The organism is Arthrobacter sp. NPDC057009 (assembly GCF_042673905.1).
In the GTDB taxonomy this organism is placed as follows: Bacteria; Actinomycetota; Actinomycetes; order Actinomycetales; family Micrococcaceae; genus Arthrobacter.
The window spans coordinates 132,132-150,665 of record NZ_JBHUSB010000005.1 but is presented as its reverse complement, the minus strand read 5'-3'; the positions used below and the strand labels follow the sequence as shown (position 1 = coordinate 150,665).

The 18,534-nt window shown below is 67.1% G+C and carries 15 protein-coding genes; 5 read left to right on the top strand and 10 right to left on the bottom strand.

Going from position 1 to position 18,534, the window contains the following annotated elements; translation table 11 throughout:
- Window positions 1–4: 4 nt before the first annotated feature.
- Together ACFTR6_RS07465 and ACFTR6_RS07460 are read left to right on the top strand one after the other, a co-directional pair.
- A complete protein-coding gene (locus tag ACFTR6_RS07465; RefSeq protein WP_087874447.1) occupies window positions 5–865 on the top strand; it encodes an SDR family oxidoreductase in 861 nt (286 codons plus the stop codon).
- Window positions 866–1,001: 136 nt separating this feature from the next.
- A complete protein-coding gene (locus tag ACFTR6_RS07460; protein ID WP_377957413.1) occupies window positions 1,002–3,056 on the top strand; it encodes a DUF222 domain-containing protein in 2,055 nt (684 codons plus the stop codon).
- Between the two features lie 132 nt (window positions 3,057–3,188).
- On the opposite strand, the gene ACFTR6_RS07455 is transcribed toward ACFTR6_RS07460, so the two are convergent.
- The 3 genes from ACFTR6_RS07455 to ACFTR6_RS07445 all read right to left on the bottom strand — a co-directional run bounded on the left by ACFTR6_RS07455 (window position 3,189) and on the right by ACFTR6_RS07445 (window position 8,328).
- On the bottom strand, window positions 3,189–3,509 hold the full coding sequence (locus tag ACFTR6_RS07455; protein ID WP_076798662.1) for a hypothetical protein: 321 nt from the start codon (window positions 3,507–3,509) through the stop codon (window positions 3,189–3,191).
- A 117-nt stretch (window positions 3,510–3,626) separates the two neighbouring features.
- Window positions 3,627–5,534, bottom strand: coding sequence for a gamma-glutamyltransferase family protein (locus tag ACFTR6_RS07450; RefSeq protein ID WP_377957412.1), 1,908 nt, complete (start codon window positions 5,532–5,534; stop codon window positions 3,627–3,629).
- A 97-nt stretch (window positions 5,535–5,631) separates the two neighbouring features.
- Window positions 5,632–8,328 (bottom strand): Tex family protein, encoded by a 2,697-nt coding sequence (locus tag ACFTR6_RS07445; protein WP_377957492.1) that lies wholly within the window; start codon window positions 8,326–8,328, stop codon window positions 5,632–5,634.
- Between the two features lie 170 nt (window positions 8,329–8,498).
- Here ACFTR6_RS07445 and ACFTR6_RS07440 point away from each other — a divergent pair, with 170 nt between their 5' ends.
- The 3 genes from ACFTR6_RS07440 (at window position 8,499) to ACFTR6_RS07430 (ending at window position 10,534) form a co-directional block, all read left to right on the top strand.
- Complete coding sequence (locus ACFTR6_RS07440; protein ID WP_076798665.1) at window positions 8,499–8,795, top strand: hypothetical protein; 297 nt, start codon at window positions 8,499–8,501, stop codon at window positions 8,793–8,795.
- A 90-nt stretch (window positions 8,796–8,885) separates the two neighbouring features.
- Window positions 8,886–9,857, top strand: a complete 972-nt coding sequence (locus ACFTR6_RS07435) for a hypothetical protein (protein ID WP_377957411.1) — start codon at window positions 8,886–8,888, stop codon at window positions 9,855–9,857.
- A complete protein-coding gene (locus tag ACFTR6_RS07430; RefSeq protein ID WP_377957410.1) occupies window positions 9,854–10,534 on the top strand; it encodes a hypothetical protein in 681 nt (226 codons plus the stop codon). Before ACFTR6_RS07435 ends, ACFTR6_RS07430 begins: the two co-directional genes overlap by 4 nt.
- Before the next feature lie 52 nt (window positions 10,535–10,586).
- Here ACFTR6_RS07430 and ACFTR6_RS07425 read toward each other — a convergent pair whose 3' ends face one another.
- The 7 genes from ACFTR6_RS07425 to ACFTR6_RS07395 form a co-directional block, all read right to left on the bottom strand.
- Entirely contained in the window at window positions 10,587–11,414 is an 828-nt protein-coding gene (locus ACFTR6_RS07425) for a triose-phosphate isomerase family protein (RefSeq protein ID WP_377957409.1), read from the bottom strand.
- Window positions 11,415–11,471: 57 nt separating this feature from the next.
- The gene (locus ACFTR6_RS07420; protein WP_377957408.1) at window positions 11,472–12,875 is read right to left on the bottom strand and encodes an MFS transporter; all 1,404 of its coding nucleotides are present in this window, start codon (window positions 12,873–12,875) and stop codon (window positions 11,472–11,474) included.
- Window positions 12,876–13,084: 209 nt separating this feature from the next.
- Window positions 13,085–13,852: an SDR family NAD(P)-dependent oxidoreductase gene (locus tag ACFTR6_RS07415; protein ID WP_076798670.1), complete on the bottom strand. Its 768-nt coding sequence runs from the start codon at window positions 13,850–13,852 to the stop codon at window positions 13,085–13,087.
- Window positions 13,853–14,023: 171 nt separating this feature from the next.
- Window positions 14,024–14,992 (bottom strand): 3-hydroxyacyl-CoA dehydrogenase family protein, encoded by a 969-nt coding sequence (locus tag ACFTR6_RS07410; protein WP_076798671.1) that lies wholly within the window; start codon window positions 14,990–14,992, stop codon window positions 14,024–14,026.
- Window positions 14,993–14,994: 2 nt separating this feature from the next.
- A complete protein-coding gene (locus tag ACFTR6_RS07405; protein ID WP_076798672.1) occupies window positions 14,995–15,477 on the bottom strand; it encodes a ribose-5-phosphate isomerase in 483 nt (160 codons plus the stop codon).
- Window positions 15,474–17,249: a dihydroxyacetone kinase subunit DhaL gene (gene dhaL, locus ACFTR6_RS07400; RefSeq protein WP_377957407.1), complete on the bottom strand. Its 1,776-nt coding sequence runs from the start codon at window positions 17,247–17,249 to the stop codon at window positions 15,474–15,476. The genes ACFTR6_RS07405 and dhaL overlap by 4 nt, the downstream gene beginning before the upstream one ends.
- A gap of 52 nt (window positions 17,250–17,301) precedes the next feature.
- Entirely contained in the window at window positions 17,302–18,297 is a 996-nt protein-coding gene (locus ACFTR6_RS07395) for a sugar phosphate isomerase/epimerase family protein (protein WP_377957406.1), read from the bottom strand.
- Window positions 18,298–18,534: the final 237 nt, after the last annotated feature.

Sequence of the window (18,534 nt, the reverse complement as noted above, 5' to 3'; positions counted from 1 at the left end):
GGCCATGACTATCCTGCTCGCCGGCTGCGGCGACCTCGGCACGGAAGCGGGGCTGCAGTTCTCTGCTGCCGGACACCGGGTTGTCGGCTGGCGCCGTTCACCCGACAAACTGCCAGCTGAGATCGACGGCGCCGCTGCGGACCTCAGCACAGCTGAACTGCCGCCTGTCCCGGCGGACACTACCGCCGTCGTCATCGCAGTGGCTGCGGACGGCCCCACGGAAGAGGCATATCGAAGCGCCTATGTGAACGGGGTTGCGCATGTTCTCGACGCGCTTGCCCGGGACCGCGTAACGCCGGAACGCGTGCTCTTCGTTTCATCCACAGCCGTGTACGGCGACGCCGCCGGCGCGTGGATCGACGAAAGCGTTACGCCGGAGCCTGGCGGGTTCTCGGGCCGCATCATGCGTGAAGCCGAGGACCTGCTGCTGAAGCGGCTCGATGGAACCGGCACGACACCTGTCGTGCTGAGGCTTGGCGGAATCTACGGGCCGGGCCGCACCAGGCTCATCGACCAGGTACGAACCGGTACCGCCGTGATTCCTGCCGAACCGCGCTTTACCAACCGCATCCACCGCGACGACGCCGCCAGCGCCATCGTGCATCTGTGCACTATGTCTGGCGAGCCGGCTCCGGTGTACCTGGGCGTGGACAACGATCCGGCCGAGTTGGGCGACGTCCTGCGCTTCCTGGCAACCGAATTGGGGATGGCCGTCCCGCCGACGGCTGCCCTCGGCGATGCACGGGGCGGCAACAAGAGGTGCAGCAATGCATTGCTTCGGGGAACCGGGTTTTCCTTCAAGTACCCATCCTTCCGCGAAGGCTACCGAGACATTCTGGCCGGCGTCGGAGTCCGCCACCCGTAACTTAGGCACCGCCCTATGAAGGGGTGAGGCCGAAGTGGCGGGCACCGAAAAAATTTTTCAAAAAATTTTTCCCTTTTCGTCCCAAGTGACCCTTATCACGTCTAAAAATGTCAGACCCCGCTGACAATCTAGACCCATGGAAGCTATCGGGGAGCATGGAGCGGACATCGCGGGCGGGACTGACGTCTCCGGCCTGAATGCTGCTGCTCCGCTGCGGGGCCGGGGGCTTCGCAGCGTTCCGGCCGCGGCTTCCCCGTCCAGCGCCCGTATCGAGGGCACGTCCGACGGCGGCGCTGCGCTGGCAACTGCTGACCTGCGGGCGGGCCTGGTGCTCCTGGATTCCGCAGTCGCTGCGGCGGAGGAAGAGCTCGCCGCAGCCAGTTTCCCTGAAGCAGCCGACTTCGCAGAACTGACCGAACAGCTCTCCCGCCGCATCGAGTACCTTCAGCTACAGGCTGCCGCGGCGGTGGAACGGACGCGGGCCGAGGCGATCAGCGCCGCCGAAGCAGCCAACCGCGCGGCCGGCTGGACCACAGGCTGGGGCAATGAACCCGAAACCGCTGCAGCCCCAGACGCTCAGCCCTCCGAGGCCGCCGCCGTCGGCAGCCCTGCTGATGCCCCGTCTTCCGCTGACCCGCTGACGGTCCCTGCCCGCGCGGTGGCCTGGTCCCCGGCCGACGACGGGTCCCGCAACACGGTTGATTTCCTCCGCACCCGGCTTCGCATCAGCAGCGCCGAAGCACGCCGCAGGCTCGCCCTGGCCGGCGACGTGCTCCCCCGCACCGGACTCGCCGGCCGGCCCATGCCGCCCATACACGAGGAAACCGCGGCCGCGCTCACCGCCGGGATCATCTCCTCCCGCGCCGGCACCACCATCACCACCGCCCTGGACAAAGTCCGCCACATCCCCGATCCAGACGCGCTCGCCAAAATGGAACGCAACCTCACCCAAACCGCGATCGAAAACGACCAGGACTTCCTCACCCGCATCGCCCACCGCTGGATCGACGCCCTCGACCAGGACGGCACCGAACCCTCCGAAGAAAACCTCCGCCACCGCCAAGGCGTCTTCATCCGCCCCAAACGCGGCGGCCTCTACCACCTCGAAATCCACGCCACCACCGACCAATACGAAGTTCTCACCACCGTCATGAACACCGCCACCAACCCCCGCACCACCACACCCGACACCACCAGCAGCGGCAGCAACCGCGGAGAAGACGGCAACGGCAATAAAGACGGCGGCGGCAACGACAGCTATGGCGACGGCGAAAACACGGGCAGCGCCACCGCTGTCGACTTGGACGAGGCCTTCAACGCCCCTGCCCCGCTCCCGGATCTGGACCGGCGCACCCTGGCCCAACAACGCCTCGACGGCCTCGTCGGCGCCAGCAAGGCGGCCCTCGCCACCGGAACCCTGCCCGCCACCGGCGGGCTCCGCCCCCAGGTCATGGTCACCGTCTCCTACCAGGACCTCCTCAACAGCATCGAAACCACCGCAGCCAACGGCCCCCGCTACGCAAACAGAGGCAACGGGCAAACCAGCGACATGGGACCATTAGCAGACTCCAGTCCAGGCACGTGGCACACCAACGCCCCGGAACCCCAGGCAGGCACCGACCAGGACACCTGGCAGATCGGCGCCCCGGAATCCGCGTTCATTCCCGGCACCGACCAGCAGACTTGGCAGGCCGACGACAGCGAACCCACCCCTATCACCAGCCTTCCCGGCATCAACTGGCCCGGCAACGGCCAACCCGGCACACCCACCGGCAGCGGGACCTTCACCTACACCGGCCCCGTCACCGCCTCCACCATCCGCAAAACCGCCTGCGACGCCGACATCATCCCCGTCCTCCTCAGCAGCCAAGGCCGCATCCTCGACATCGGCCGCACCACCCGGATCTTCCCGCCCCACATCCGCAAAGCCCTCAACGCCCGCGACCAAGGCTGCGCCTTCCCCAACTGCACCATCCCCGCCACCTGGTGCGAAGCCCACCACATCACCTACTGGTCACAAGGCGGACCCACCAGCACCGACAACGGCGTTCTCCTCTGCACAGCCCACCACCACCTCATCCATAAAGAACAGTGGAAAATCCACGTCAAAAACGGCACCCCCTGGTTCATCCCGCCACCCCACATCGACCCCCGCCAACAACCCCGACAAAACCACCACCACAAAACATGAACACCCGGAATGACGCCGCGTTCAACACGCGGAATGAACTCGCGGCCGATGAAAACAGGGTCGAAAAACGCGGAAGCGCCAGCCCCAAAGAACCGGGACCAGGCGCTTCCGATGGAACGAAACTTGCGGCTGCTATACGTCCTGCCAGCCGCTGCCTTCCGTGAATGTGGCAACAAGGGTGCCCACGCCTGCCTGCAGCGAATTCGATGGATCTTCGTACAGCGAAGCCTCGGTTGCCCGGCTGTGGGTGATGAGCTGCTCGGCTTCCAGCTTCGCCTCCGGCACGGTGGCTCCGATGATCCCGGTGCGGGCCGGAAGGGCGGGGGTGTGCACTACCTCGGCATTGGTCTCCGAGAGCGGGATGGTGGTCCCGGTTTGAATCTCGTCGTGCGGGAACTCGAATTCGGCGTCATCGGGGGCAGGGGGAATCGTGTACTCCAGGAAGTAGTTCATTCCCCCAGCCTTGCAGATAACCGGCGTGCCAGAAACCCTGCCCCGCCGCTGATGGGGAATGAGCCGCTCACGGGGGCCCGCGGCACACCGAACCTCCCCGGGAGAGTGACTCCGTTCCTACCGTCCGGACGCGTATCCCTGTGCACCGCGCGGGTTAGCGGCAGCCTGCAGCACGCCGGTCCCGGGATCGCGTACGACGGCGGACAGCCGTCCCAGCGTCCAGTCGCCTGCCCTGGTGATCCGGTGTCCCCGCCGCTCGAGCCCTGCGATAACGTCATCGCCCAATCGATCCTCGACGACGGCACCGCCAGGCTCCCAGGTGCGCGGCCAGAAGGACCCGGGCATCGATGTCGTGTGGAACGCCGGTGCGTCGATGGCCTGTTGGGGCGAGTACCCGCCCACGATGGTCCGCAGCAGGTACAGCAACTGCCACTGGTCCTGCTGGTCTCCCCCCGGCGAGCCCAGCGCCGACACCGCAACGCCGCCGCGCAGCACCAGCGTCGGCGTCAGCGTGGTCCGCGGGCGCTTGCCCGGCGTCAGCGTGGACGGCGTGCCGGGCTCGAGCCATGTCATCTGCAAGCGGGTGCCCAGGCAAAACCCGAGTTCGGGGATTGCCGGGGACGACTGCAGCCAGCCGCCGGACGGCGTTGCCGCAACCATGTTGCCCCAACGGTCCACCACGTCGATATGGCACGTGTCGCCGCGGGTTTCCCCGTTGCGTGCCACGTCTGGTTCCCCGATCGTGGGTTCCCCTACGCCGGCGGCGGCAGCCGCGGAACGTCCGCGGCCGGAAGAGGCAGAACCTCCCAAAGCGGGTGCGCCGCCGTCGTCATTCGACAGCGCAGGCGGGACGTACTCGGTGCGAAGCGCGGGAACGTACGGCTCAAGGCCGGGAACTGAACCCGGACGGAACTCGTGCGACGCCTCGTCCGTGATCAGCTCCCGGCGGGATGCCGCGTACTCTTCGGACAGCAGGTAACCGAGCGGGACGTCGTCGTCGCCGTAGTAAGCCTCGCGGTCCGCCAGTGCAAGCTTCTGGGCCTCCAGGATAGTGTGCGCCCCGAGCTCCGTGGACGGATCGAGGCGCTCCTCGTCAAAGCCGGCCAGGATCGCGAGCGTCTGCAGCAGGGCCGGCCCCTGCCCCCACGGGCCGGTCTTGGCGATCGTGTGCCCGCGGAACTCGAACGTGGCCGCTTCCTCGTACGACGCGCGGAAGCCGGCCATGTCGGCCATCGTCATGACGCCGCGGTGGTCAGTTCCGGACGAGTGGCGGTGCGGCGTGCGGACGCTTTCGGCCACAGCCCGGGCCACGAAGCCCTCGCGCCATTCCCGGCGGGCGGCGTCGATACGCTCCTCGCGGGTGTGGGCCGGTTCTGCCGCAAATGCCTCGCCAAGGCCGGCGCCGGCCTGCACCAGTCTCTGCAGAGTGCGTGCGAGCGCCGGATTCCGGACCAGGTCGCCTTCCTCCGGGATGCGCCCCTCTGGCATCCACAGTTCGGCAGACGTGGGCCAGTGCTCCCGGAACAGCTCCGCCACAGCCGAGATCGTGCCGCACACGCGCGCCAACACCGGGTGGCCGTCGCGCGCGTACCGGATGGCGAAATCCAAAACTTCGGCCAGTTCCCATGTTCCGTGGTCCCGCAGCAGCAACAGCCAGGCGTCGACGGCGCCGGGAACCGCCGCGGCCAGCGCACCCGATCCGGGCACCAGTTCCAGGCCTTCCCCACGGAAGTGCTGGACCGTCGCGCCCGCCGGGGCCGGACCCTGGCCCATCAGGATCACCGGCTTCCCGGGCTCCGCGGCCGTGTTGAAGACGCCGGTCATGTCGCCGCCGGGCCCGTTGAGGTGCGGCTCCACCACATGCAGCACGAAGGCGGCCGCCGTGGCCGCATCGAACGCGTTGCCACCCCGCTCCAACACGGCCTGCGCAGTGCCGGTCGCGAGCCAGTGGGTGCTGGCGGCCATGCCGAACGTGCCCTGCAGCGTAGGACGGGTGGTAAAAGTCTCCGGCCTCGTAAAACTCATAGGGGCTACTGTAGTCACCGGTTTCCGCCGCACCACGGATAGGGCGCGCGCGACACGCTCCGCCCGACAGGCCAGAGACTACGTGAACCGCGCGACCCTACTTGCCCAGGCCGGCCCGCCGCAGAGCTTCGGCCATGGCGGTATCAGCTTGGGCTGGCTGGCCGGACTGCTTCGGCTGCCGCCGGCTGCTGTTCCGGTCGCCCGCCGAGCGGCCCGGATCATTCCCCTGGCGCGGTCCGGGCTTTCCGCTGGCATTGCCAGAATCGCCCGTACGGTTCCGGCCGCCGTCGCGGTCGGCGCCTGCCGGGTGGCCGGCGGCGCGGCCCCCATCGGTGGCGCGGCCCCCGTCGCGGTCCCTGCCACGGTCACGGTCCCGCCCGCCCCGTCCCCCAGGCTGCGATCCCCCAGCCGGCCGTCCCCCAGGCTGCCTGCCCCCAACTGGCCGATCACCGGACGACCCGGGTTCGTCGTCGAGCCTGAGCGTGAGCGAAATGCGTTTCCGCTCCGGATCAGCCTCCAGCACCTTCACCCTGACCACCTGTCCGGACTTGACCACCTCGCGCGGATCGGCGACGAACCGGTTGGCGAGGGCCGACACGTGGACCAGCCCGTCCTGGTGGACCCCGACGTCCACGAACGCGCCGAACGCGGCCACATTGGTGACGGTTCCCTCGAGGACCATTCCGGGCTTCAGGTCGGAGATCTTCTCGATGCCCTCAGAGAACGCCGCCGCCTTGAACGCCGGGCGAGGATCGCGTCCCGGCTTCTCCAGCTCGGCGATGATGTCGCGCACCGTCGGAAGCCCGAAGGTTCCGTCCACGAAATCGGCAGGGTTCAGCCGGCCGGCGTCGGCCAGCGGAGCGAGCCCGCCCGCCCCTCCCGAAGCCCCCGAACCACCAGAACCACGCCCGGCACCGGCCGCCGTCAGGATCTTCCGCGCCACAGAGTACGCCTCCGGGTGAACGCTGGAGGCGTCGAGCGGCTCCGCTCCCCCGGTGATCCGCAGGAAGCCGGCACACTGTTCAAACGCCTTGGCACCCAGCCGGGGCACCTTCTTCAGCTCGCTGCGCTTGGCGAACGGCCCGTGCTCGTTGCGGTACTTCACGATGTTCTCGCTCAGCAGCGGCCCGACGCCCGCCACCCTGCTCAGCAGCGCCGGCGAGGCCGTGTTCACGTCCACGCCCACGGCGTTCACGCAGTCCTCAACCACGGCGTCCAGGCTTCGGTCGAGCTTCGATGCCGTGACGTCGTGCTGGTACTGGCCCACGCCGATCGACTTCGGATCGATCTTCACCAGCTCTGCCAGCGGGTCCTGCAGCCGGCGGGCGATGGACACCGCACCGCGCAGCGAGACATCCATGCCGGGGAGTTCGGCGGCGGCAAGAGCGGATGCCGAGTACACGGACGCACCCGCCTCAGACACCACCAGCTTCTGCGGCGCGGCCACACCGGTACCCGGGCCTGTGCCCGAGTCACCAGCGGAGGCAAGCCGCTTGATCAGTTCGGCCGCCAGCTTGTCCGTTTCGCGCGACGCCGTCCCGTTGCCGATGGCCACGAGTTCGACGGCGTGCTGCCGCGCCAGCCGGGTCAGCGTCGCCAGCGCTTCGTCCCACTTGCGCGCCGGGGCATGCGGATAGACCGTGTCCGTGGCCACCACCTTGCCGGTTTTATCGACCACGGCCACCTTCACGCCGGTCCGCAGCCCGGGGTCGAGGCCCAGCGTGGCGCGGTTTCCGGCGGGCGCCGCCAGCAGCACGTCCCGCAGGTTGGCGGCAAAAACGCGCACGGCCTCGTCTTCCGCGGCGGCAAACATCCGTCCACGGAGGTCAGCCGTGAGCCGCGCAAGAACTCGGGAGCGCCACGCCACCTGCGCGGTTTGCAGCAGCCAGGAATCGGCGGGCCGGCCGCGGTCGGCGACCCCGAGGAACCGGGCCACGGCAGATTCGTACCGGGTGCGGGCGGCGGCGAGAGCGTCGTCGTCGGCCGGGTCCGCTTCGGCGAGGTCCAGCTCGAGCACGCCGTCCTTCTCCCCGCGCAACAGAGCGAGGACACGATGCGACGGCATCCCCGACGGCGCCTGCGAAAACTCGAAGTAATCCGCGAACTTCTGCCCCTCGGACTCCTTGCCCTTCTTGACCCGCGACACCATCCGGCCCTGCGTCCACAGCCGTTCACGCAGGTTCTCCGCCAGATCCGGGTCCTGGGCGACGCGCTCCACGAGGATTGCCCGGGCACCGGCGAGCGCCGCAGCGGCGTCATCGACGGCGTGGTCCGGGTTCAGGTACTTGGCCGCCTCGCGCTCGGGGTCGAGTTCGGGGCGCTTGAGCAGCGCGTCTGCCAGCGGTTCGAGCCCGGCCTCGCGCGCAATCTGCGCCTTGGTGCGCCGCTTGGACTTGAAGGGCAGGTAGATGTCCTCGAGCCGGGACTTCGTATCGGCGGCCACGACGGCGGCTTCGAGTTCCGCGGTCAGCTTCCCCTGCGCGGCAATTGCCTCCAGGACAGCACGACGGCGGTCCTCCAGTTCACGGAGGTAGCGCAGCCGCTCGTCGAGCTCGCGGAGCTGGCCGTCGTCGAGCGTCCCGGTGGCTTCCTTGCGGTAGCGGGCGATGAACGGAACGGTTGACCCGCCGTCGAGCAGTTCCACGGCTGCCTTAACCTGCCAGGCCTTCACGCCGAGCTCGGAAGCGATCTGCTCCGCTATGCGGGCGGCCACGTGATCATCGGGCTGGCTGCCCGGCCGGGGCGCGGGGGTGTCCTTCGGCTTTGTCCCGGCGGCGGTGGCGGGACTTGGCATGGGCGTGGCAGGGGGCTGCGGCTGTTGGGTCACCAGAACATTTTGCCCTACCCGGCCCCATCCGGGCCGATCCCGGGTTGCAGCGCCGGACCAAACCGCACTACCCACGGCCGACCTTAAGTGGTGTAGTGACTGTATGCAGCGGAGGTCATCGACTTAGGCGGTGCATCATGCAGGAATTGCTCATCATTCTTCAGGACGGCTTCGATGACGATGAAGTCGCCATCACGGTCAACGGCAAGGAGGCCCGGTACGACCGCGATGTCACCACCCGGGAGCTCCTGGGGATGGCCGAGGAAGTCTCCATTGAACTCCCGGCGAAGGGCGCAACGGTGGGGGTTGAAGTCACCAGCCGCAATCTCAGTGCGGAAATGAAGCTCCACGGCAGGCCGCGGAGCCTCCTTGTGTCGATTGAGGACGGCGAACTCGTGCTCAGCGAGGGGACGGGCCGCGAGGCATTCCTCTGAGGGAGTCTGATGGCACCGCCGCGCCGGAAGGGCGACATGAATGGTCTTCACGAGTTTCCCAGGGGTTGATGCCCGGTGAGAAACCAGCGGGTGCGTTCAGCGAAGCGCCCGGCCACCGATGGTCCCGCACGGCGCTCCTCCCGGGATTCTGTCCGGCCGTCGCCCGCGGCTGACGTTGAAACCGCGGCCGCCGGGGCCAGTCATACGCTGCTCGAGTGGCTGGGCGTCGCCATTCCGGCGCTCTCAGCCGTCACCGGCCTGCTGTTCGTGTTCGGCTGGACCTACACGAGCTCCCGGCTCGCCCACTTCGGCATCGACCACACCATCCTGGGACTTACCACCGCCGATTACGTGCTGCGCAGCGTCGACGCCATCTATATTCCCGCTGCGGCAATCCTGTTCCTGGTACTGGCGGCGCTGCTGCTGCATGCTGGAATCTCAGGGCTGCGCAGACGCGGGCGCGCGCTTCCCGCGCTGCGGCGGGCTGGCATAACGGCGCTTGTTGCCGGCATATCCGCCGCCGTCCTGGGGATCTGGGCAATGTTTGTCCCGGTGCAGTTCGTGTCCCCCTACCTGGTGCCTTCATTCCTTCAGGGCGGGGGGCTTGCGGTGGCAGCCTTCGGGTTTTTCCTGCTGCGCCGGCTCTACGCCGCACAGCAGCACCCGCCCCGGACCGGTATCCCCCGGTGGGAGTACCGCTGCTATTGGCTCGTGGTTTCGATCGTGGTCCTGAATCTTTTTTGGGCGTCCGCGCAATTCGCGTCGGCGCTTGGCAGCAACCGGGCCCTGGATGTAGTCCGCGATCTCGGTAAACGTCCGCTGGTGACCGTTTTCAGCAAGCAGTCGCTGGCTATTTCCCGTCCGGTGATGGAGCAAAGGATGCCGGGTGGTGACGTCGCTTACCGGTTCAGGTACACAGGGCTCCGGCTCATCATGACGGCCGGCGGGAAATACCTCCTCCTGTCCGAGGGCTGGTCCAGGGAGTCGGGTACAGCTGTTGTTCTTACGGACAGTCCGGATATACGCCTTGAGTTCGCCCCGGGAGGAGTTCCCCGCCGATGACCACATTTTCGCCGCTGTTCGTATTGTCCGGCCTCGCGGTCCTAACCATGGTGTTGGGCGGCTGCGATCCCGGCCAGGCTTCGAGCCAGGTGACTCTTATTGCCGGTGGACAGCCGGCCGGCGGTGTCGTTCCGCCGTGGCCCTCCGGCGAACCCGAGCCCAGCGGCATACCTCTGCCGCAGGGCGCGCCGCCCCCACGCACGCTCGCCTTTGCTGCGCCGGCTGATTCACGGACTCCTGAGACGGAAGAACTGGAGGTGAAGGCAGGCGACGAAGGCCTGTCCATATCGTCGGTGACCCTGTCCACGCTCGCCGGACAGGACAACTTCTCCATCACAGGCAATACCTGCAGTGGCGCTGATCTCGGTCCGGGCCAGAGCTGCCGAATCGTGTTCTCGTTCCAGCCCGGCGGTGATGGCCGTTCGAAGGCTGAAGTGGTTCTGCGCTCGAAAGAGGAAAAACCGCTGGCAGTCGTTTACCTGGACGGCCGGACCACAGCAGCCACCGCCACGCCAGGGCCGGTTATCACAACGTCAGCTGACACACCGGAACCGTCGCCGACTACGGGCACCAGCACCCCTGGCCCGGATCCCACCTACACCGGCACTGACGTGCCCTCGCCGCCGGCAACATCGGTTGACCCGCCATCGACGCCGCAATCCACTGTCACGCCGTAACGCAGTAGCCAGTCGCCGCATTTCCTGGATGTGGGAAGGCTATGCCCCGCCGCTAACCTCGGAGGGCCTCATCCAGCACCTTCCCGAAGTTCGCGGCGTCGTGGGCGAACCGGCCGAGGAAGAGGCCCGAGACACCGTCCAGGCTGGGCAGCAGGCCGGGTTTCGCGGAACCGCCGTAGATGACAGGGAGGTCCTGCAGCGCGTGGGCACCGAGCAGCTCCCGCAAAACACGTACGACGGCGGACACGTACTCCGCGCTGGCGGGCTCGGCTGCGCCGATGGCCCAGACAGGTTCATAGGCGATGACCAGGCGGGCTGCCAGGTCCCAGTCGCCGTCGGCGGCGGCCTCGATCTGGCCGTAGACGAATTGGGCGGCGGCTTCCGCGCCGGCCGTGTTGCCGCCATCGGTGCTGCCGGCGCCGGCACCGCCATCAGATAAAGCGCGCGTCTCCTCCCCCACGCAGAGCAGCGGGGTGACGCCGGCGCCGTCGGCCGCCCTGACCTTGAGCGCGATCATGGCGTCGTCCTCAGCGAAGTGCCGCCGTCGTTCTGCGTGCCCGATCTCCACCAGTCCCACGCCCAGCTCGGCGAGCAGCGACGGTGAGAGCTCACCAGTCCACGGACCGTCGGCCCAGCCGCAGTTTTGGGCACCCAGGACCAGCGGCGACCCGGCAAGGATTTCCCCTGCCGCTGGAAGCACGGGGAAAGAGGGAATCACAAACGGGACCACCCGCCCGGCCGCGAGGGCCGGGCGGGCGTCCACCTGTTGGCGCAGTTCATCCAGCCAGCGCAGGCTGTCCCGGTAGCCGAGGTACATCTTGGTGCTGACGCCGACGAAAGTCGTGCCGGGGTCCTTGATGGCCTGGCTGAGCTGGGTCACGGGGTTTCCTGCCTTTGCTGGTGGTGCTGAATGGTGTTGCTGCGCCTTTGCTGCTGGCTACTTTTCCAGCACGGGCTGCTTTTCTGCAGTGCCTGCGATGCCGGCAGCGTCGGTTCCGAGCAGGTCGTCCGCCTTGTTCTTGAACTTCCGGGTGCCGAACATCATGATCGCTGCGAGGAACGGCAGCACACCGAGCGCGTAGACGCCCATGGTGCCGGTGTCCGAGGCGGTGACCTGGTTGACGGTGGTCCGCAGGATCGGGGCGACGAAGCCGCCCAGGTTGCCCAGCGAGTTGATGAGCCCGATGCCCGCTGCGGCGGCAGTTCCGGTGAGGAACGCCGTGGGGTAAGACCACGCGATGGGGCCGATCGAGAGGAAGCTGCACACGGCGAGGGTGATGAACACGATGCCCAGCGCCGGCAGGTGGTTGGCTCCCGCCCAGGCGGAACCGAAGATGCACAGGCCCGTGGAGATGAACAGCCCGGTGCCCCAGGTGCGGCGGCGGATCACGGTGTTGGCAGCCTTGCCGATGAAGTAGCAGGCGAAGATGCCGAAGAACCACGGGATGGCGGCCATAAGTCCGACGGCGAGACCCACCTTCTGGCCGGTCAGCTGGGCCACCTGCTGCGGCAGGTAGAAGGTCACGCCGTAGACGGCGATCTGCAGGCAGAAGTAGATGACGGTGAAGTACCAGACACGGCCGTTCTTCATGGCGGCAAGGACGCCGCGGGGACCGGACTCTTCCTTGACGTTGTCCTCGAGGGCCATGACGTCCTGCAGGGCCTTCTTCTCGTCCCTGTTGAGGAACTTGGCCTCCTGCGGGCTGTTGATCAGGAAGAAGTAGGCGGCGATGCCGGCCACGACCGCGAGCATGCCTTCGACGAAGAACATGACCTGCCAGCCCTGCACGCCGGGAACCTGGTCGCCGATGTTGATCAGCCAGCCGGACAGCGGGGCGCCCATCATCTGGGAGAAGGGCTGGGCCAGGTAGAAGATGGCGAACATCTTGACGCGGACCTTATTCGGGAACCAGGCGGCCAGGAACATGATGACGCCCGGGAAGAGCCCGGCCTCCGTCACGCCGAGGAGGAACCGCAGGATCACGAAGGAGACCTCGTCCTGGACGAAGGCGAAGCAGGCGGAGACGATGCCCCAGGTGACGGCGATGCGGGCCAGCCACACCTTGGCGCCGAACTTGGTCAGGAGCAGGTTGCTGGGGATTTCAAACAGCGCGTAGCCGATGAAGAAGATGCCGGCGCCCAGCGCGTAGGCGCCTGCGGTGATGCCTTTGTCCGCCTCAAGCGCAGCCTCGGCGAACCCCACGTTGGTGCGGTCCAGGAAGGCAACAATGTACAGGATGACAAGCATCGGCATGAGCCGGAAGGATGCCTTGGAGATGGCCGATTTGAGAACCGGTGACTCCAACAGCTCCTTCGTGGCGGATGTGGATGTGACAGTCATTCAAACTCCTCTTTGAGTAAAAGTGAGCAAATCAGGGCACAGCGAACGGACCCGTCCGGGAGGAACGGATTCCGGGTAAATCAGGTTGTTACAGCGAAAAACTCAGATCCCGAAGGCGATGAGCAGCACGCCGGCCAGGCAGGCGAGGACGCCGACGGCCAGGTAGATCTTGCGTTCCTTGGTCCACGAGCTAAGCATTGTGGTCCTTCCTAGTGCATGTAGAGACCGCCATCCACATTCAGCGTCTGGCCGGAGATGTACCCGGCGTCCTCGCTGATGAGGAAGGCGATGGCTGCGGCGATGTCCCGGGTGGAACCGACGCGGTTCACCACGAGGTCCTTGACCAGTTCGTCCTTGCGTTCCTGGCTGAGGGTGCCGCCCATGATGTCGGTGTCGATGGGGCCGGGCGAGATGGCGTTGACGGTGATGTCGTACTCGCCCAGTTCGCGGGCCGTGGAGCGGGTCAGGCCGATCACGCCGGCCTTGGCCACGGAGTACGGGGTCTTGGAGAACGTTCCGCCGCCGCGCTGTGCGGAAACAGACGAGATGTTCACGATGCGGCCGATCCCGTTCTTCACCATGGACTCGGCGACGCGGCGGGTGGCGTAGTGGACACCGTTGAGGTTGATGTTGAGCACGCGGTCCCATTCGGCGGCCTCGAGTTCCAGATACGGGACCGGCGAGCTGACACCGGCAACGTTCGCGAGGGCCACGATCTGAGGCAGCTCAGCCTCGATCGAGTCGATGGCCGCACGGACCGACGCCTCGTCGGCGACGTTCGCTCCCACGCCGTGCGCCTTCACACCGTACTGGCTGGCGATCTCCTTGGCCGTGGCCTGGCAGAGGGCGTCGTCGAGGTCGATGATGCCGATGTTCCAGCCCTGCTCCGCCAGGTAGTTTACCGTGGCCCGGCCGATGCCGCGCTCGGAGACGGCGCCGGTGACGATGGCCGTGCGTTCGGACGGAAAAGTGCTCATATATGTTCTCCTGAGTGGTAAGGGACCGGTTGCTGCCGGGCGGAATCACCGGCAGCAACCGGAGGAAATCGGGCAGCACAACAGGAGGGCAGCTGCCCGGGGCAGCGCCCGCCTGCTGTGGTGCGTTAGTGGATCGGCGTTTAGTTGATCGGTGCGTTAGTGGATCGGGGCTTAGTTGATCGGTGCCGGGCCGAGTTCCTCGATGAGCTTCTGCATCGCAACGTAGGCCTTGTTGCGGTAGGCGATCAGCTCGGGGGTCCGTTCGGCCGGAACGTTGAGGAAGCCTGCACCGGTCTTGGTGCCCAGCTTGCCCGCCTCGACGAGGTCCGTGAGGATCTTCGGGGTGGCGAAGCGCTCCGGGAAGTCGGTCTGCAGCGACTTGTAGCAGAAGTTGTAGACGTCCAGGCCGGCCATGTCGGCGATCGCGAACGGACCGAAGAACGGCAGCCGGAAGCCGAAGGTGGTGCGGACCAGGGTATCCACATCCTCTGCCGTCGCAATGCCCTGCTCCACCAGCTGCGCGGCCTCGTGGAAGAGCGCGTACTGCAGGCGGTTCAGCACGAAGCCGGTGACGTCCTTGACCACGGCCGTCTCCTTGTTGGCGGAGTGGACCAGGTCGCGGACCGCGGCAACCGTCTCGGTGGAGGTGCCCTCGTGAGGGATGATCTCCACGCCGGGGATGAACGGCGACGGGTTGGAGAAGTGCACGCCGAGGAAGCGCTCCGGGTTGGCCACCGGCTGGGACAGCTCGGCGATGGAGATCGTGGAGGTGTTGGAGCCGATGATGGCGTCCGGACGGGCGGCAGCGCTGATGCGGGCCAGGGTCTCGTGCTTGATGGCGATGACCTCAGGCACGGCCTCCTCGATGAAGTCGGCGTCCGCCACGGCCTCCTCGATGTCCTTCGCGGCCCAGAGGTTCTGCTTAAGGATCTCGGTGGAGCCTTCGGGGAACAGGCCGTCGGCGACGAACTGGTCGGACTCGGTGAGCAGGCGCTCGTAGTTCTTCTGCGCCACCTCGGCGGACACGTCAGCGAGGGCAACGCGGGCACCGCCAAGGGCGAGCACCTGGGCGATGCCGCCGCCCATGTAGCCGGAGCCGACGACGGCAAACTTGCGTGAGCTGGTGGGTGTTTCAGTCATGTTCAGTCGGCCTTCGTGTAGTCGGGTTCGTACGAGCAGATGGCGTCAACCTTGGCGGCTGAGGAGGAGTTCACATCGAAGCGGTGCCCCAGCCATTCGCCCACGAGCTTCTTGGCAAGTTCCAGCCCGATGACGCGCTGGCCCATGGTGAGGACCTGGGCGTTGTTGCTGAGCACGGAGCGTTCCACGGAGTAGCTGTCGTGAGCGGTGACGGCACGGATGCCGGGCACCTTGTTCGCGGCAATGGCCACGCCGAGGCCGGTGCCGCAGATCAGGAGCGCGCGGTCCGCTTCACCTTCGGCCACCTTGCGGGCCGCGGCCACAGCCAGGTGCGGGTAGGCGGTGGAGTCGTTGGCCGCGACCCCGATGTCCTCGACGGAGGCAACACGCGGGTCGGCCTCCAACAGGGCCTTCAGTGCTTCCTTGTATTCGACGCCGGCCTCATCGTTGCCGATGACAATGCGCCAGCCTTCTGTGTTGCTCATTCTGTTGCTCCGTTTCCGGCCGTCGGGGCCATGTGGGATACGGCCGGTGTGGAATCGGCCGTTTCAGATGCGAGGTAGGTGGCAACCCGCTCGACAATCAGTCCGAACGAAATTGCACCGGGGTCCGGGTGGCCGAGGCTCTTTTCAGCCAGCGGGCGGGCCCGGCCTTTGAGGGGGCGCAGGTCCGCGGTCCGGCTGGCCGCCTCGGTGGCGGCGGCAGCGGCACTGGTGAGGGCCCCGGCAAGGGAGGTCCCGCCGTCGAAAGCGTCCTTGAACGCGTCCCGGAATGGCAGCAGGGCATCAACCATGGTCTTGTCCCCCGGCTCTGCCTTGCCGAGTTCGGTGATGGCGTTCGTGAAGGCGGACACGGCGGAGGCCGCATCCCCGGCGTCGTACGACTCCCGGTTGCCCAGCGCGAGACCTGCGGCCATGACGGCCGTCCCCCAAAGCGCGCCGGAGGTTCCGCCGGCGCGCTCGCTCCAGGCTTCGCCCGCGGCGGTGAGCACGCGCTCAACCGAGGCTCCGGCTTCGGCGTTCTGCTCGCCGGCGGCGGCGGCCGCGTCAACACCGCGGCGCATGCCGATGCCGTGGTCGCCGTCGCCGGCAATCGCGTCCAAGTCGCCCAGTTCCGCTTCATGTTCGACGACGACGTCCCGCACCTGGGCGAGGACGGCGGCTGCCAGCCGGCCCAGGTTGGCGGACGCCGTGGTTGCCTTTTCGGTCTCCGCTTCTGCTGCCTCGTCGGTGCCGGTGAGTTCGCGGCGGGGACGCGGCGCGGTGTTGCCCTTGCGGTAGGCAGGGGTGTCCGCCGGCGCGGCCCAGAACTGCTCGAGTTCGTCGTCGAGCCACAGCAGGGTGAGGGAGAGCCCGGACATGTCCAGGCTGGTTACGAGCTCGCCGCACTCCGGTTCAACGACTGTCAGGTTGGCGGCGTTGAGGAGCTTTTCGACCTTGCCGAAAAGGAGGAACAGCTCGTCGTACTTGACGGTGCCCAGGCCGTTGACGATGGCAACCACGCGGTCGCTGGCGTCGTCCGGCTTGTCCTCGAGCAGCCGGGACACCAGCAGTTCAGCAAGCTCAGAGGCGGTGGGCATGGGGTGCTCGGAGATGCCCGGTTCGCCGTGGATGCCCAGGCCAAGCGACATCTGGCCGGCCGGCACGTGGAACAGCGGCTCGGTGGCGCCGGGCAGCGTGCAGCCGTCGAAGGCGACGCCGAGGGACCGCGTGCGGTAGTTCGTCTTGATGGCCAAGCGCTCCACCTCGTCGAGGTTCAGGCCGGCCTCGGCGGCGGCGCCTGCGATCTTGAAGACGGTCAGGTCGCCGGCTATGCCACGGCGCTTCTCGATCTGGTCCAGCGGTGCGCTGGCGATGTCGTCCGTGACCAGCACCGTGCGGGTCTCGATGCCCTCTGCATTGAGACGCAGCTGCGCCTGGCCGAAGTGCAGCACGTCACCGGCGTAGTTGCCGTAGCTGAGCAGCACACCGCCGCCGGCGTTGGCTGCCTTGGCCACGCGGTAAACCTGTCCGGCGGCGGGGGACGCGAACATGTTGCCGCACGCGGAACCGGCGGCCAGGCCGGGCCCGACCAGGCCGGCGAAGGCCGGGTAGTGGCCGGAGCCGCCGCCCACCACGAGAGCCACCTGGCCGGCGGGGATCTCGGTGGAGCGGACTACGCCGCCGTCCACGCGGGCAACGTACCCGCGGTTGGCGGCGACAAAGCCGTCCAGCGCCTCATCTGCGAAATCAGCGGGATTGTCGAAGATCTGAGTCATGGTTCCTCATTGAATCCGGGTTGGATGATCGGTTGCTTCTAGTGAGGCGCCTTTAGCGGGCGACGGCGGCGGGCTGCTGCCGTCCCTGCGCCACCTGGCTCTGGCCGAGGGCGTAGCCGTCCTTCTTGGGCAGGACGTGGCGGCGCAGGTAGTCCTGGTTGCTGGCCGTCACGGAGAGGCCGTCGCCGCCGTAGTGCTCGGTGCACAGGATGCCCTGGAAGCCAACGGAGAGCGCCACCTTGAACGCCTCGCGGTAGTTGATCAGGCCGCTTTCCATCGGGGCGGGCATGGCGACGTACATGTCGCGGGCCACGTCCTCGTCCCGGATGTAGTTCTTCATGTGCCAGTAGTTGGAGTACGGCAGGGTCTTGGCAACCATTTCCCGCCAGTCCTCGATGGGCCGGTGCAGGCGGATGAGGTTGCCGAGGTCCGGGTTGAGGCCGACGTTGGACAGGCCGATGTCCTGGACGAACTGCACGGAGGAGTCCGCGGTGCCGATGTAGGTGTCCTCGTACATCTCGAGCGAGAGCAGGATGCCAACCTCAGCAGCGTGGCGCCCAAGTTCCTGGAAACGCGAGACGGCGTTGTTCCAGGCTTCCTTGTTCCCGACCGGATCCTTGTAGCCTTCGACGGTCCAGAACCAGAGCTGCTTCTGCTGCTCCGGGGTGATTGCCTGGTGCAGACCGAAGGAGACGACTTCACAGCCGAGTTCCGCTGCGGCATCGATGGTGCGGTGGCTGTAGGCCAGGTTGTCCTCCCACTTGCCCTCCTGAATGATGCTCTGGCGGATGGCGGAGATGACCGGGATGCCGATGCCGACGCTGTCGGCGGTCTGCTTGAACTCGGCGAGGCGCTCCTTGCTCAGGTCGCCGGGGCGGACCCAGCTGTCGGTGAGGTCGGCGTTGGCGAAGCCTGCTTCCTTGACCTCGGTGAAGACCTCGGCCCAGGCGGAGGCGTCGGCGTCGTTGATGTGGGTGCCCTGGGCGTCAACGCCCGGGAACTGCAGCAGAGCGGCGGTGATGGGCCAGTTGTCGGCGGTGTAAGCCATTCGTATTCACTCCCTCGTGGAATCCTGTTTCCTATAGGATTTACTATCTAGTAGCAGTTGTCAAGGTCACATCTTCAAGCGCTGTGTTCTTCTGGGCGATCATCGAAGATCCTATAGGGATGAAGCCGGCGTGTGAAGCGGCCCACATTGGAAGCCGGGGTCGTTGCACCTTCCACGCTACGCCTCTCCCAACTAGGTAGCAGCAGAGGACGTTCCCAGACCTGGAAACACCCTCTG

Coding starts and splice junctions, on each gene's coding strand:
- ACFTR6_RS07395 (WP_377957406.1), bottom strand. CDS start 18,297: ATGGCTTACACCGCCGACAACTGGCCCATCACCGCCGCTCTGCTGCAG.
- ACFTR6_RS07465 (WP_087874447.1), top strand. CDS start 5: ATGACTATCCTGCTCGCCGGCTGCGGCGACCTCGGCACGGAAGCGGGG.
- ACFTR6_RS07460 (WP_377957413.1), top strand. CDS start 1,002: ATGGAAGCTATCGGGGAGCATGGAGCGGACATCGCGGGCGGGACTGAC.
- ACFTR6_RS07455 (WP_076798662.1), bottom strand. CDS start 3,509: ATGAACTACTTCCTGGAGTACACGATTCCCCCTGCCCCCGATGACGCC.
- ACFTR6_RS07415 (WP_076798670.1), bottom strand. CDS start 13,852: ATGAGCACTTTTCCGTCCGAACGCACGGCCATCGTCACCGGCGCCGTC.
- ACFTR6_RS07440 (WP_076798665.1), top strand. CDS start 8,499: ATGCAGGAATTGCTCATCATTCTTCAGGACGGCTTCGATGACGATGAA.
- ACFTR6_RS07420 (WP_377957408.1), bottom strand. CDS start 12,875: ATGACTGTCACATCCACATCCGCCACGAAGGAGCTGTTGGAGTCACCG.
- dhaL (WP_377957407.1), bottom strand. CDS start 17,249: ATGACTCAGATCTTCGACAATCCCGCTGATTTCGCAGATGAGGCGCTG.
- ACFTR6_RS07445 (WP_377957492.1), bottom strand. CDS start 8,328: ATGCCAAGTCCCGCCACCGCCGCCGGGACAAAGCCGAAGGACACCCCC.
- ACFTR6_RS07430 (WP_377957410.1), top strand. CDS start 9,854: ATGACCACATTTTCGCCGCTGTTCGTATTGTCCGGCCTCGCGGTCCTA.
- ACFTR6_RS07450 (WP_377957412.1), bottom strand. CDS start 5,534: ATGAGTTTTACGAGGCCGGAGACTTTTACCACCCGTCCTACGCTGCAG.
- ACFTR6_RS07410 (WP_076798671.1), bottom strand. CDS start 14,992: ATGACTGAAACACCCACCAGCTCACGCAAGTTTGCCGTCGTCGGCTCC.
- ACFTR6_RS07405 (WP_076798672.1), bottom strand. CDS start 15,477: ATGAGCAACACAGAAGGCTGGCGCATTGTCATCGGCAACGATGAGGCC.